This is a genomic window from Steroidobacter sp. (assembly GCF_036402275.1).
In the GTDB taxonomy this organism is placed as follows: domain Bacteria; phylum Pseudomonadota; class Gammaproteobacteria; order Steroidobacterales; family Steroidobacteraceae; genus Steroidobacter.
The window spans coordinates 564,476-577,695 of the sequence record NZ_DASWTF010000036.1; the positions used below are offsets into that span (position 1 = coordinate 564,476).

The following is a 13,220-nucleotide window of genomic DNA, read 5'->3' on the forward strand; positions in this document are numbered from 1 at the left end:
ATGAAGCTCATCTCCTCGTCCCTGCTCGATGAACTCACCACCAAGGCTGCCGCAAGTCCCCGGCGCCGCGCGCATTACAATCTGCACGCGTCATCGAGCGACGTCGTGCAACGCTTCGTCGTGGTCGCGCAGTCCGACTCGTACGTTCGCCCACATCGACACCTGACCAAGTCCGAGTTGTGCACCATCGTTCGCGGGCGCTTTGACGTGGTGGTGTTCGATCATGACGGTGTGATCACGGCGCGGAATGTCGTGGGCGAAGGCACGCCAAACATGGCGTTCGAGCTGCCGCGCGAGACCTGGCACACGCTGCTGCCTTTGAGCGATGGCGCTGCTTTCCTCGAAGTAAAAGAGGGTCCCTACGATCCCGCGACCGCCGCCGAATTCGCGTCGTGGGCGCCAGAGGAAGGAAACCCAGCCACCGCTGCGTTTCAGCGGTGGGTCAGAACCGCGCCGATCGGCGCTCGCGCGCCTCGGTCATGAGTGTGGTGCGGACACTCTCCTCCGAGCTGCGTTTCTCATCAATCGCGCCGTATCTGCCACAAATCGCATCCTCATGTTGATCCGACTGTGTTCGATGCAGCCGCCAGCGCGGTTTCCATCGCACTGTCTCCTTGCACTCGATACGCGGCGATCTCCGTTTCATCCCACTCGCGCACGATACGGCCGTCGATGAGCAGGGCCGCTTTGTCGGCGTAGTGCTCGACGATGTCGAGCGAATGAGTTGCCAGCAACACGGCGCACCGCCCGCCCGACAAGCGCTGTTGCAGATGGTGCTTCACCACCAGCGCGCTCGCTGGGTCGAGTCCGTTGAACGCCTCATCCAGCACGATCAGCGCTGGCTCGCCTAACAACGCAAGTAGGATGCAGAGCTTCTGTCGCGTGCCGAGCGAATATGTGTCGACGAAGGCATCCAAGTAGCTTTCGAATCGCAGCTGCGTCGCCAACGCCAGGACAGCGTCGTCCAGGGCTTGCAACCCCTTGGCGTGCGCATAGACCTCCAGGCATTGGCGTCCCGTCAGCAACTCAGGCAATTGCTCCGGCGCACAGGCATAACCCAGGCGTCGTTTGGCCGCGAGCGGCTCCGCGATCACCGAATGTCCCGCCACCAGCAAATCACCCGCCGAAGGCACGAGCGCACCGCTGATACAACGTAACAGCGTGCTCTTCCCAACGCCGTTGGGCCCGAGCAAACAAAACCACTCCCCTGCCGGCACCTGCAAGCTCACGCCGCTGAGAACTTCGTGCTTACCGTACTTCGCGTGAACTTCGCGAACGTCGAGTACGACTGAAGTCATTTGAACGTTCCTCCACCGCACAGACGACATTCGCACTCATGTCGCCAAGCGTCGCGTATCCAGGCTGCCAATCCGCAATTTAACATTCGACGTTTCCGCAGAAAGGTTTCCGCAGAAGCGCCGCATGCTCATATCTTTGCTCCCACCCGTATTTGCATCAACGTTGCAAGCGCGGCGAACGCCGCAGCGGAGAGCGCGATCCGTGCGAGCGGCGAACGGCCGCGATAGTTCTCGGCGAGTGCAAAACCGGAGACCGATATTACGAGACCGAGCCACAACGCGCCGATCTGCACAGCCATCGCGAGTGGCGCGTCGAGCAGCAGCATCACGACCACGGCAACCGCGGTGCCCGCCAGCTGGTGAACGAGCGCGCGACGCATCAGCGACCAGACAAACTCACTCAGAGTCATCGGTGTGGATCGCAGCCACGAGGCGGCTGACTTGGCCACTGGCATCATCGCTAACAACAGCGTACCGAGGTAGCTGGCTATGAAATACATGGCGACCACGGACAAACCCGCGATCGCGGACGAGCCGCCCTGGACGGCCAGCAGCGCCACGATCAACACATAGCGGGAGTTGTCCGGGCGGCTCCATGACAGCACTTGGAGGATCGGCCAGCGAGACAATGCCGACGCGTCGGGTTTCAGGGCAACGCGCGCCGGTTCAGACTTCGAGCGAAATCGGGGACTTGGTACGTAACGTGGGGCCACTACGCCGGTTTGTTTGGGTTCGCGCCCGGCTATCCACCAACCGGCAACGCCGCCGATGAACAACCCTGCGCTGAAAGCGGCGATAACACGGCCAACTGCTGGCGCGACGCCGTAATTCAGCAGGATGACGACGAGGGAAAGCGCCAAGACAGCAGCAAACACCGCGACGACGGGGAACAACGTCCGAATCGCACTTGATAAGCGCAGGCTCGACGGTGAGATGGGCGTGGCGATGAGCCACGACTGCGATTGTGATTCTTCGACGTGTCTCCGTCGCCGGCCCACCGTGGTCCAGGCAAAGATGGCAGTCACTGCAGCCACCAGCAGCCAGGAGCGAGCCAGTGTCTCAACGGCCGCACTGACATGCACCGAGAGCGCCACCGCTAACAGGCCGGCCACGACGATAACGATACTGAGAAGCATCGCCGTGCGGACACTCCCCTGTCGCCAGCGCGACAATAAATTCACGAGTCGCAGCCACTCGACCACCAGGGCCGGATGGCCGCGCAGGACGGCCGGCGCTTCAGCCGGCAAGCGCGTTACGTTGTCTGGACCTTCAGTCGCCATGCGCGCAGGAAATAAAGCGCGAACACCAGAGCCAGCACGATCAGCAATGCGACAAATTGATCCTTCGTCACCGTCTCGCGGAACAACCACGCGATCGATAAACAGGCGGCAATGGGCACCAGCGGGCCGCCGGGGGCGAGGAAGGGTTCGCCATCGGTGCGGATATCTTTTTGACGCAGCACGTAAGCCGCGATGGCGCACAGGAAATACAGCATCAGCGCGGAAAGATTCGCGAAGATGGTGAGCGTCTCGTATGTGCCGGACAAAGCGATGCTGCCGATCACTACGCCGTACACGATGATGGCGATATGCGGCGTATGGAAGCTGGGATGTACGCTCGACAGCACGCGAGGCAGGAAGCCGTCGCGGCTCATTGCGAACAAACCGCGAGGCTCGGACAAAACGTTGGCGCTCAGGTAGCCGAACATCGAAATCGCCGCACCGGCCACCAGGATGGTTCGTCCGATCGGACCGACGACCGCGCCAGCCGCGCTCGCGAGCGGGGTGGTGCGATCCTCGCCGAGGGCGGTTCCGAGGATGCCGAGTGCGACAAACTGAATCGCGAGATACAAAAGCGTCGCCGCGCCGAGGGCCAGAAACGCTGCGCGAGGCACGGTCCGCGAGGGGTTCTTCACTTCGCCGCTGGGGATCAGCGAGCCTTCGATGCCTGAAAAGGCGAAGATGATGATGCCGGAGGTAGCAAGCACGGAGCTCGCCTCCGGCACCGCGCTCCAGACGAGATTCGAAGGTTCGATGAAGAACACGCCGATGCCGACGAAGGCGAGCAGCGGTAACAATTTGGCCACCGTGATCGCCTCGATCACGCGCGCACCGGTTTTGACACCGCGATAGTTGATCGCAACCAGAGTGCTGACGAGTAGCACGATCATGGCGCGGTTCACCCAGATGGATGCATCGGGGACCAATGTGAGAATGGATCGCGCGAGAACGCTGGAAACGGCCGCCGCGGCGGATCCGCCCGTGGCCACCACGAGGCAGCCGGCGACGAAGCCCCACATCGGCCCGAGCGCCGTTTCTACATACGCATACGGCCCGCCGGTCGCCGAGACTCGGCTGCCGGCCTCGGCGAAGCACAGCACGACCAAACCGATGATGATCGCGCAGGCCACATAGGCCATCGGCGCAGCGCTGCCGAGCTGCCCGACCGCGAAGGCCGGCAGCACGAAAATGCCGCTGCCCACGGTGTAATTGAAGATGGTGGCCGCCAGCTGTCGCGTGCCTAGCTCGCGAGACAGGAGTGCGTCGGGGTTGCCAGTCTGGACCGAGGGCGCGTTATTCGTATGGTGCATCGGCCGGAGAATAGCCGATTCGGCCGGAAGACCCACCCCCTGGCCCCCTCCCGTGCACGGGAGGGGGAACATATTTTTTTATTTTTTCCCAAGAGGGGAAGCGACAAGCGAGACCGGGCCCGCTTGTCACCCATTCGGGCCAATTACCGATTCGGAAAGTCGATCGCGATCTTGTCCGCGTTCAGGGCCGCCTCGTGCACCGCTTCGGACAGGGTCGGATGCGCGTGGATGGTCCGCTGCAGGTCCTCGGTGGAAGCCGAGTATTCCATCGCCAGCACGGCTTCGGCGATCAGCTCGCCGGCCATCGGGCCGATGATGTGCACGCCCAGGATTTCATCGTCATCCTGCGCGGCGACGACCTTTACAAAGCCCGCGGTGGACTCCATTGCGCGAGCGCGACCGCTCGCCAGGAACGGGAACGAGCCGACTTTGTAAGCCCGGCCGCTCTTCTTCGCTTCCTCTTCGGTCTGACCGACCCAGGCGATCTCGGGATGGGTGTAGATGACCGAAGGAATGGTCTTGTAATTCACTTCGGCGATCTTGCCGGCGATCAGGTCGGCGACCATCACGCCCTCTTCCTTGCCCTTGTGCGCCAGCATCGGGCCGCGAACCACGTCGCCGACGGCCCAGACATTGTCCACGCCGGTCTTGCAGTCGTGATCGACCTTGATGAAGCCGCGCTCGTCGATCTGCACGCCGGTGCCGTCGCCGAGCAGATCCTTGGTGAACGGACGGCGGCCGATGGCGACCACCACCTTGTCGACCTCGACGGTCTGCTCGCCCTTGCCATCGGTGTACTTCAGCTTCACGCCGCTCGCAGACTTGTCCGCGCCGCTGACTTTCGCGCCCAGGCGAATGTCGAGGCCGAGCTTCTTGAAGTGCTTGAGCGCTTCCTTGGAGACGGCGCCATCGGCGGCCGGCAGGAACGTGTCGAGCGCTTCGAGCACCACGACTTCCGAACCCAGGCGACGCCACACGCTGCCCAGCTCGAGACCGATGATGCCGGCGCCGATCACGCCGAGACGCTTCGGCACGGCGTCGAATTCGAGCGCGCCCCACGAGTCGACGATCTGCTTGCCGTCGAACGGCAGGCTCTTCAGTTCAGTCGGCGACGAACCGGAAGCGAGAATGACGTGCTTGGCCGTCAGCTCTTCCTTCTTGCCGTCCTTGTTGGTGTATTCGACTTTGTTGCCCTTGAGCAGTTTGCCGTGGCCCTGCAGGCCCGTGACGCCCGCGGCCTTGAACAGCGCGCTGATGCCCTGCGTGGACGCCTTCACGATGCCGGCGCGACGCTTCTGCATCGCCGCCAGATCGACGGACACCTCGCCCACCTTGATGCCGTGAGTCGCAAACTCGTGCTGCGCCCGGTGCACCAGCTCCGAGGACTCGAGCATGGCCTTGGAAGGAATACAGCCCGCGTTCAAGCAGGTGCCGCCGAAGGCATACGAGCCATCTTTGTTCACCCACTCATCGATACAAGCCACTTTCAATTTGTTCTGGCCAGCACGGATGGCGGCGGGATAACCGGCGGGACCGCCGCCGATGACGATGACGTCGTATTCAGACATGAGAACTCCGCAGCGAGTTTTTCTTTAGAAACAAATTAGAAAAAAATGGGCGCTGCAAGCCGCAGCGCCCATGTTCATTGCTCAGTAGTCGGTAGTCACTTGCAGCGATTACAGCTGCAGCAGCAGCCGCGCCGGATCTTCCAGCGCTTCCTTGATCGCCACCAGGAACTGCACCGACTCGCGGCCGTCGACGATGCGATGGTCGTAAGTGAGCGCGAGATACATCATCGGGCGGATCTTGATCTCGCCGTCGACCACCATCGGACGCTCCTGAATCTTGTGCATGCCGAGGATCGCGACCTGCGGCGGATTCAGAATCGGGGTCGACATCAGCGAGCCGAACACGCCGCCGTTGGTGATGGTGAACGTGCCGCCGGTGAGCTCTTCCAGAGAGATCGAACCGTCGCGGGCCTTCTTGGCGTACTCGCCCACCGCGATTTCGAGATCGGCGAAGCTCAGCGCCTCGGCGTTACGAATGACCGGCACCATCAAGCCACGATCGGTGGAGACGGCGACGCCCACGTCGTAGAACTCGTGATAAACGATGTCGTTGCCGTCGATGGACGCATTCACCGCCGGGAACTTGCGCAGCGCTTCGATCGACGCCTTGATGAAGAACGAGCTGAAGCCGAGCTTCACGCCGTGAGCCTTCTCGAACTTGTCCTTGTAACGCGCGCGGATCTCGTTCACCGCCGTCAGGTCGACTTCGTTGAACGTCGTCAGCATCGCAGCCGTGGACTGCGCCTGAATCAAACGCTCGGCGATACGAGCACGCAGACGGGTCATCGGCACGCGCTGTTCGTTACGCGAGCCAACGGCCGCTGGCAACTTCACCGCAGGAGCCTGCTTGGCCGGAGCCTTCGCTTCCGCCGGAGCGGACGACTTGCCCGACATGTGTTGAATCACATCGCCCTTGCTCACGCGGCCATCGCGGCCGCTGCCAGCGATCTGCGTGGCGTCGAGCTTGTGCTCTTCGACCATGCGCTTCGCGGCGGGAGCGAGCTTGCCGCCGGCAGCTTTGCTCTCGGCAGCAGCCGGAGCTTCAGCCTTGGCTTCGGTCTTCGCAGCCGGAGCGGCGGCAGCAGCGCCCTCGCCCGCTTCCAGAATCGCGAGCACCTGGCCGCTGGTGACAGTGGCGCCGTTCTTGACCTTGAGCTCCTTGATCACGCCGGCCGAGGGCGCGGGCACTTCGAGCACCACCTTGTCGGTTTCGAGATCGACCAGGTTTTCATCGCGGCTGACGGCCTCGCCCGGCTTTTTGTGCCAGGAGACCAGAGTAGCGTCGGAAACAGACTCGGGTAGTTGCGGAACCTTGATTTCGATTGTCATCACTTGATCCTGTTATGCGGCGTTACTTGTTCGCGGCCTTGAGGCGCGTGGTATGCCGCAGCGACTCTTCGGTGCTGGTGGAGCGCAGCGCGGCGTCGACCAGCGCCTGCTGTTGTTCCTGGTGCATCTGAGCGATGCCGGTGGCGGGAGCGGCCGCCGGAGCGCGGCCTGCGTACAGCAGCTGATGATCCTTCGACAGCGACTCCTGCAGACGATGGCGGATCTGATACCAGGCGCCCTGATTCTGCGGCTCCTCCTGACACCAGACGATTTCCTTCGCGTTCGAATATTTCTTGACGATCGCCGCGTATTCCTCGGCCGGGAACGGATACAACTGTTCCACGCGCACGATGGCGATGTTGTGCAATCCGTCGCCGCGACGCGAGTCGAGCAGATCGAAATAGACCTTGCCCGAGCAGAACACGACACGCGTCACCTTGCTCGCCTGGATATCGTCCACCTCGTCGATGACGGTGCGGAACGAGCCCTGCGTCAGATCTTCCAGCTGCGACACGGACAGCTTGTGACGCAGCAGGCTCTTCGGCGTCATGATGATGAGCGGCTTGCGGAAGCTCTGCTTCATCTGACGACGCAGCATGTGGAACATCTGCGCCGGCGTCGAGGGCACGCACACCTGCATGTTCTGCTCGGCGCACAACTGCAGGAAGCGCTCCAGACGCGCGGAGGAATGTTCCGGACCCTGGCCTTCATAGCCATGCGGCAGCATCAGCGTCAGACCGCACAGGCGGCCCCACTTCGCTTCGCCGGAGCTGATGAACTGGTCGATGATGACCTGCGCGCCGTTGGCGAAATCGCCGAACTGCGCTTCCCAGATGTTCAGGCTGTTCGGCTCGGTGGTCGAGAAGCCGTACTCGAAGCCGAGCACCGCTTCTTCGGACAGGAACGAGTCGTACACGTCGAAGCGCGGCTGGCTCGGCGCCAGGTGCTGCAACGGAATGTAGTTCTCGACGCTGTTCTGGTCGTGCCACACCGCGTGACGATGGAAGAACGTGCCGCGGCCGCTGTCCTGGCCGATCAGACGAACTTCATAACCTTCGGTGAGCAACGTCGCGTACGCCAGGTTCTCGGCGAAGCCCCAGTCGAGCGGCAACTGACCGGCCGTCATCTTCTCGCGATCCTGGACGATCTTCGCGACCTGACGATGCAACGTGAGATTCGCGGGCAACGTCGTGAGCTTGGTGGCCAGCTCGCGCAACTGCTCCACGCGCACGCCGGTCTTCACCGTCTCGGTGAGATCGACGTTGTGATACTTGGTCCAGTCGACGGTGTGCTTGTTGCCGATCAGACCCAGCGACTGCTTGGCCTGCGACTTGCCTTCGTCCATCTCGCGGCGGTACTCGTCGACCATCGCGTCGGCGTCGGCCATGGTGATCACCTTCTCGGCGACCAGGCGTTCGGCGTAGATCTGACGAGGCGTCTTCTGCGAGCGGATCTTGGCGTACATCACCGGCTGCGTGGCCGACGGCTCGTCCGACTCGTTGTGGCCGAGGCGGCGGTAGCAGACCAGATCGATCACGACGTCCTTGTGGAACGTCATGCGGTAGTCGAGCGCCAGGCGCGCGACGAACGCGACGGCTTCCGGATCGTCGCCATTCACGTGGAAAATCGGCGCTTCGATCATCTTCGCCACGTCGCTGCAGTACATGGTCGAGCGAGCGTCTTCCGGCTTCGAGATCGTGAAGCCGACCTGGTTGTTGATGATCACATGCACAGTGCCGCCGGTGTAGAAACCACGGACCTGCGACATCTGCAATGTTTCCATCACGACGCCTTGACCCGCGAAAGCGGCATCGCCGTGAATCAGCAACGGCATGACCTTGTCGCCCTTCGTGTCGCTACGGCGCTGTTGACGCGCGCGCACCGAGCCTTCGACCACCGGGTTCACGACTTCGAGATGCGAGGGATTGAACGCCATCGCGACGTGCACGTTGCCGCCGGGCGTCTTGATGTCGGTCGAGAAGCCCTTGTGGTACTTCACGTCGCCCGAGCCCTGCATGTGGTTCACGTCGTAGTGACCTTCGAACTCGGAGAACAGTTTCTGCGGCGACTTGCCGACCACGTTCACGAGCAGGTTCAGGCGGCCGCGGTGGGCCATGCCGATGACCATCTCTTCGATGCCGCGCAGGCCGCCCTGCTGAATCAGATCGTCGACCAGCGGCACCAGCGCGTCGCCGCCTTCGAGCGAGAAGCGCTTCTGCGCCGGGTATTTGGTGGCGAGATAACGCTCGAGACCTTCGGCGGCCGTCAGGTGACGCAGGAACGTCTTGCGCTCCTCCGCCGAGAAGCGGTTGGTCACGCGACCTTCCTGGAAGCGATTCTGCAGCCACAGACGCTCGGTGGAATCGGACACGTGTGCGAATTCGGCGCCGATGGTGCCGCAATAGATCTGGCGCAGCTGAGCGACGATGTCCTTCAGCTTCATGCGCTTCGCGATCGCATCGGTGCGGCTGCCGGTGAAGAACTCGGTCTCCAGATCCGCGTTGCTCAGACCGAAGTGCGACAGCTCGAGCACCTCGGGCACCGGGCGCTTCATCAGGCCCAGCGGATCGATGTCGGCGACCAGATGGCCGCGGTTTGCGTACACCTGCACGAGTCGGGACACAGCGCCTTGTTTCGCGAAGGCATCGTTCGTCGCAGACGAAGCCGCGGGGGCTGCTGCAGCGGGTGCACCGATCGAATAGGCGCGCTTGGCGAGCGCGTCTCGAATCGGGCCGTGCGCAACGTCGCTTGCGCCGCCTGCTTTACCGAGCCCAGCGAAGTAGTCGCGCCATTTCGGCTCGACCGACGCTGGGTCAGCTAGAAACTGTTCGTAGAGGGATTCGATATAGGGGGCGTTGCCAGCCCCGAGAGGCGTAGAGTCGAGCAAAGCTCGCAAAGAGTCGCTCATTGCGCTCGCAAGTTCCTGTTCGGACTATGGAAGGGTTGGCCCACACCGGGCGCACAAAACGAATAAGGGGTCATAAAGAGGGCCGGTAGTGTAGCCGAACCACGCCGTGGTTGAGAAACGCCGTGTGATCACTCACACGTCGATCGAGATAGATTTCACACCTGATGGCTCCGGGGCCTGGTCGCAGGGCTAGTCAACAGCCTGTCCATCATGGTGCATAGGTGGGGTCGGGCGGCGGAATTTCATCGTCCGGCAGTCAAACGAAACCGGGCTCAAGCCGCGGTGTTCTGGCGGGAGCTCACCGGGAATTGAGTGACATTGGGCGCGGCCTCGCCCTGCCCCGTCGCCGAATTGCGACTCATGGCGATGATGCGATCCGCGCCGACAACGGTGGCTCCGGGAGGGATATCGCGAGTCACGACTGCATTGGCGCCGATGGTCGCGCCATTACCGATGCGAACGTCACCGAGCACACGCGCGCCTGCGCCGATGGTGACATCGTCGCCGATGACCGGAGCGATGAGCTGATTGTGATCGCGTCCGCCGATCATCACTTGCTGCATGATGGTCACGCGGTGACCGATGACTGCCTGTCGATGCAGGACGATGCCGTACGGATGCGGCATGTGAACGTCGGCCGGCAGTCGACAGTGAATATCGCTGTTGAACAGCACGCGCACCAGCTTGCTCAACAGCGGCACATGCCGGCGACAGAAAAACAGCAGCACGTCGGTGGAGGTCGGATTGTCCTTGCTGGTATCGGGTAAGCCGAGACGTCGGGCGGTACGTCGCACGAGTTGAGCGACGATGGCGCGCTCGGCCTCCGCAGTGATCTCATCGAGCGGCTTGCTCGCATCCAGCACGACGACGTCTTCTCGACGACGAAGCACTTTGCGGTATTCGCTGCGCAGTCGTGCGGCTTCCTCGGCGGCCACTTCGCGAGTCCGCGTTTGCAGGACTTCGGAAGGAACATCGAAGACCAGCCACAACTCGGGTCGTGGAATCCAAGGCAACAGCCAGCGCGCCAGGCTGCGGAAGCGATCGATGCGGTAGTAGCTCGGGTCCACCAGGATGTCGTCGAAGTAACGATTCGACACCACCATGGTCGACGCCACGAGCTTGGGCCGGATCTGCAGCCAGTAGCCGAGCCAATAGTCGGCAACGAACATCATGAGTTTGGCCATGGTGCCGAACCGACCGCGCGGCACCTTGTTTTCAGGATTCACGGGCACCGGGTGCATGATGTGAGGACGCAGATCCATGATATGAGCGTCGGCGAATGGCGCGAGCGGTCGGGCGCCCAGTCGCTCCACGACGTTGGTTCGACCGCTGGCCTCGGGGCCCAGGCAGGCAATCAGCAATCCACACGGCTCGCGCCAGCGGTTCAACTGCTCCCGCTTGCGTTGCCACCAGCCGCCCGCCCTGGCGTTCGGATGTTTGACTCGCAATGAAACAAATTCGGGACGTTGCTCGGCGTCGAACCAGCCGAGCATGAACATCTGCTCGCCGGCGCGATGACAGTGATCCACCAGGCTCATGTCGTTGCGACGGCAGAATTCATGCAACACGCGCGGCAGCTGTGGCAAGGATTCCGCCGCTACCACCAGGCTCGCGCCCTTGTGCTTCGGCTCGCCCGAGTCGCCGTCTTCCTCGACGACCACGTGCTCCACTTGCTCCGCTTGTAAATGACGCAGCAAGGCAGCGAGTCGAGCCTCCGCCGACTGATTAGCAACCGCTTGGGCAATCGCCTCGGCCATGATCATCAGCCCATATCCATCGAATCCACCGAAAACTGGCGCCGTCTTCAGAACGGCAAATGAATGGCGCCGGTCTGCACCGCTTGGGCCGCTACCGCCAGCGCGCAGAACATCATCGTGATCCAGACGTGCAGTTGGCTTTTACGCATGGCTCTACCTTTCAATATGCATTGCGATCTCGCCATACCAGCGAAGCCGTTCGCAGCAGGATGACCAGGTCCAGGGCCAGGGACCAATTGCGCAGATAGTCGAGGTCGTATTCGACCCGACGCTGCATCTTGTCGACGGTGTCGGTCTCGCCGCGCAGCCCGTTGACCTGCGCCCAGCCGGTGATGCCCGGCCGTACTTTATGACGCAGCATGTAGCCTTCGATGATGCGGCGATATTCCTCGTTGTGAGCCACCGCATGCGGACGCGGCCCCACCAGGCTCATCGAACCGAGGAACACGTTGAACAACTGCGGCAGCTCGTCCAACGAGGTCCGTCGCAGGAAAGCGCCGAAACGTGTCACGCGCGGATCGTTGCGCTGGGCTTGCGTGACGGTGCCGCCGTCCTCGCACACCGTCATGCTTCGGAATTTGAAAACATTGATGGCTTCACCATACATGCCGTAGCGACGCTGACGGAACAGAATGGGGCCCGGCGAGCTCAACCGAACGCCGATGGCGATGAGCAGCAGCACCGGCCACAACATCAGCAACAGCACCGAAGAGAACACGATGTCGCTGGCGCGCTTGATGACGCCGTCGAGACCGGCGAACGGCGTCTCGCAGACGGCGAGCATCGGAATGCCGTCGATGTCGCAAACGCGAGCCTGCATCAGATCGAACATGAAAATGTCCGGGACGAAGTACACCGAGGCGGTCGTGTCCTTCAGCTCTTCGAGCAACTTCGTGACGCGCTCGTCCGCGCGCATCGGCAGACAGATATATATGTTGCTGACCGCGTTGAGGCGCACGTAGTTGACGATATCCGTCATGTCGCCGAGCAACTGCTCCATGGGCATGTCGGGCAGTCGCGCCGTATCCCGGTCGTCGAAAAAGCCTTTGAAGGGGCCCAGATGCGGATTGGCCATGATCCGTCGGGCCAGACGCGAGCCAGCCTCATTCGCGCCGATGATCACGTGGCTCTGCTGAATCTTGCCGCGCAGAGCCGAGAATGCCGCATAGCGTCGCAGAGCGGCTTCAGCAGCCACCACCACGAACGGCGTCACGGCGAACCAAGTAAGAATTACCCGACGTGAGAAGGTTTCGGTGACTTTGAATGCGAACGCCATCAACAGCAGCGCCGCCGAGACCAGCAGCCACTCGGCGAAGATCGGATGCTGAAGCAAACTCATCAAGCCGCCGTTACGCGCCGAGTTGTCCATCACCGGTTCGCTCACTACCTGCGAGGCGATCAGAAACGCCAGCGCCGCCAACGCGAAATACGGCGGAGTGAGCTTCTGCGAGAACAGGAACGCACACATCAGCAGCGAGAGCACGATGACCGAGGGATTTAGCACGTGTCTAAGCAGCGCTACGGTCGGCGGCTCGGAACTTCCCTGATGAACGCGCAGATTGCGACGCCTGAACGCCACACCGCTATCCACGCCATGCGCAGGTGCGCCGCGCGGGTCTGCGCGGGTGCTGTCTGCTTGGAGAGATTCGCGCATGACTCGTCGATCGGCTGACAATTTTTACTTGGGAAGCTGCTTTTTAACTGGCGTTGTCCCTGAAAAGTTCCGGATCGCATCGGCGTCTGCTTGCAGCTACGCCTGGATCGGATGAC

At 62.2% G+C, this 13,220-nt stretch carries 9 protein-coding genes; 1 reads left to right on the top strand and 8 read right to left on the bottom strand.

Annotation, left to right across the window (positions count from 1 at the left end; genetic code table 11):
* Positions 1-483, top strand: coding sequence for a WbuC family cupin fold metalloprotein (locus tag VGD45_RS22125; protein WP_331157524.1), 483 nt, complete (start codon positions 1-3; stop codon positions 481-483).
* A 71-nt stretch (positions 484-554) separates the two neighbouring features.
* Here the strand turns inward: VGD45_RS22125 and VGD45_RS22130 are convergent, their stop codons facing one another.
* The 8 genes from VGD45_RS22130 to VGD45_RS22165 all read right to left on the bottom strand — a co-directional run bounded on the left by VGD45_RS22130 (position 555) and on the right by VGD45_RS22165 (position 13,104).
* Positions 555-1,298, bottom strand: coding sequence for an ABC transporter ATP-binding protein (locus VGD45_RS22130; protein WP_331157525.1), 744 nt, complete (start codon positions 1,296-1,298; stop codon positions 555-557).
* A gap of 128 nt (positions 1,299-1,426) precedes the next feature.
* On the bottom strand, positions 1,427-2,578 hold the full coding sequence (locus VGD45_RS22135; RefSeq protein ID WP_331157526.1) for a hypothetical protein: 1,152 nt from the start codon (positions 2,576-2,578) through the stop codon (positions 1,427-1,429).
* Complete coding sequence (locus VGD45_RS22140; protein ID WP_331157527.1) at positions 2,551-3,888, bottom strand: APC family permease; 1,338 nt, start codon at positions 3,886-3,888, stop codon at positions 2,551-2,553. The genes VGD45_RS22135 and VGD45_RS22140 overlap by 28 nt, the downstream gene beginning before the upstream one ends.
* Positions 3,889-4,031: 143 nt before the next feature.
* A complete protein-coding gene (gene lpdA / locus VGD45_RS22145) occupies positions 4,032-5,456 on the bottom strand; it encodes a dihydrolipoyl dehydrogenase (protein WP_331157528.1) in 1,425 nt (474 codons plus the stop codon).
* Between the two features lie 108 nt (positions 5,457-5,564).
* Entirely contained in the window at positions 5,565-6,785 is a 1,221-nt protein-coding gene (gene odhB / locus VGD45_RS22150) for a 2-oxoglutarate dehydrogenase complex dihydrolipoyllysine-residue succinyltransferase (RefSeq protein WP_331157529.1), read from the bottom strand.
* A 22-nt stretch (positions 6,786-6,807) separates the two neighbouring features.
* Entirely contained in the window at positions 6,808-9,693 is a 2,886-nt protein-coding gene (locus tag VGD45_RS22155) for a 2-oxoglutarate dehydrogenase E1 component (RefSeq protein WP_331157530.1), read from the bottom strand.
* A 272-nt stretch (positions 9,694-9,965) separates the two neighbouring features.
* A complete protein-coding gene (locus tag VGD45_RS22160) occupies positions 9,966-11,456 on the bottom strand; it encodes a hypothetical protein (protein ID WP_331157531.1) in 1,491 nt (496 codons plus the stop codon).
* Positions 11,457-11,610: 154 nt separating this feature from the next.
* Complete coding sequence (locus tag VGD45_RS22165) at positions 11,611-13,104, bottom strand: undecaprenyl-phosphate glucose phosphotransferase (RefSeq protein WP_331157532.1); 1,494 nt, start codon at positions 13,102-13,104, stop codon at positions 11,611-11,613.
* Positions 13,105-13,220 lie beyond the last annotated feature (116 nt).

Bases quoted from the DNA above. Each gene is read 5' to 3' on its own strand.
- VGD45_RS22125 (WP_331157524.1), top strand. From the start codon at position 1: ATGAAGCTCATCTCCTCGTCCCTGCTCGATGAACTCACCACCAAGGCT.
- VGD45_RS22130 (WP_331157525.1), bottom strand. From the start codon at position 1,298: ATGACTTCAGTCGTACTCGACGTTCGCGAAGTTCACGCGAAGTACGGT.
- VGD45_RS22135 (WP_331157526.1), bottom strand. From the start codon at position 2,578: ATGGCGACTGAAGGTCCAGACAACGTAACGCGCTTGCCGGCTGAAGCG.
- VGD45_RS22140 (WP_331157527.1), bottom strand. From the start codon at position 3,888: ATGCACCATACGAATAACGCGCCCTCGGTCCAGACTGGCAACCCCGAC.
- lpdA (WP_331157528.1), bottom strand. From the start codon at position 5,456: ATGTCTGAATACGACGTCATCGTCATCGGCGGCGGTCCCGCCGGTTAT.
- odhB (WP_331157529.1), bottom strand. From the start codon at position 6,785: ATGACAATCGAAATCAAGGTTCCGCAACTACCCGAGTCTGTTTCCGAC.
- VGD45_RS22155 (WP_331157530.1), bottom strand. From the start codon at position 9,693: ATGAGCGACTCTTTGCGAGCTTTGCTCGACTCTACGCCTCTCGGGGCT.
- VGD45_RS22160 (WP_331157531.1), bottom strand. From the start codon at position 11,456: ATGATCATGGCCGAGGCGATTGCCCAAGCGGTTGCTAATCAGTCGGCG.
- VGD45_RS22165 (WP_331157532.1), bottom strand. From the start codon at position 13,104: ATGCGCGAATCTCTCCAAGCAGACAGCACCCGCGCAGACCCGCGCGGC.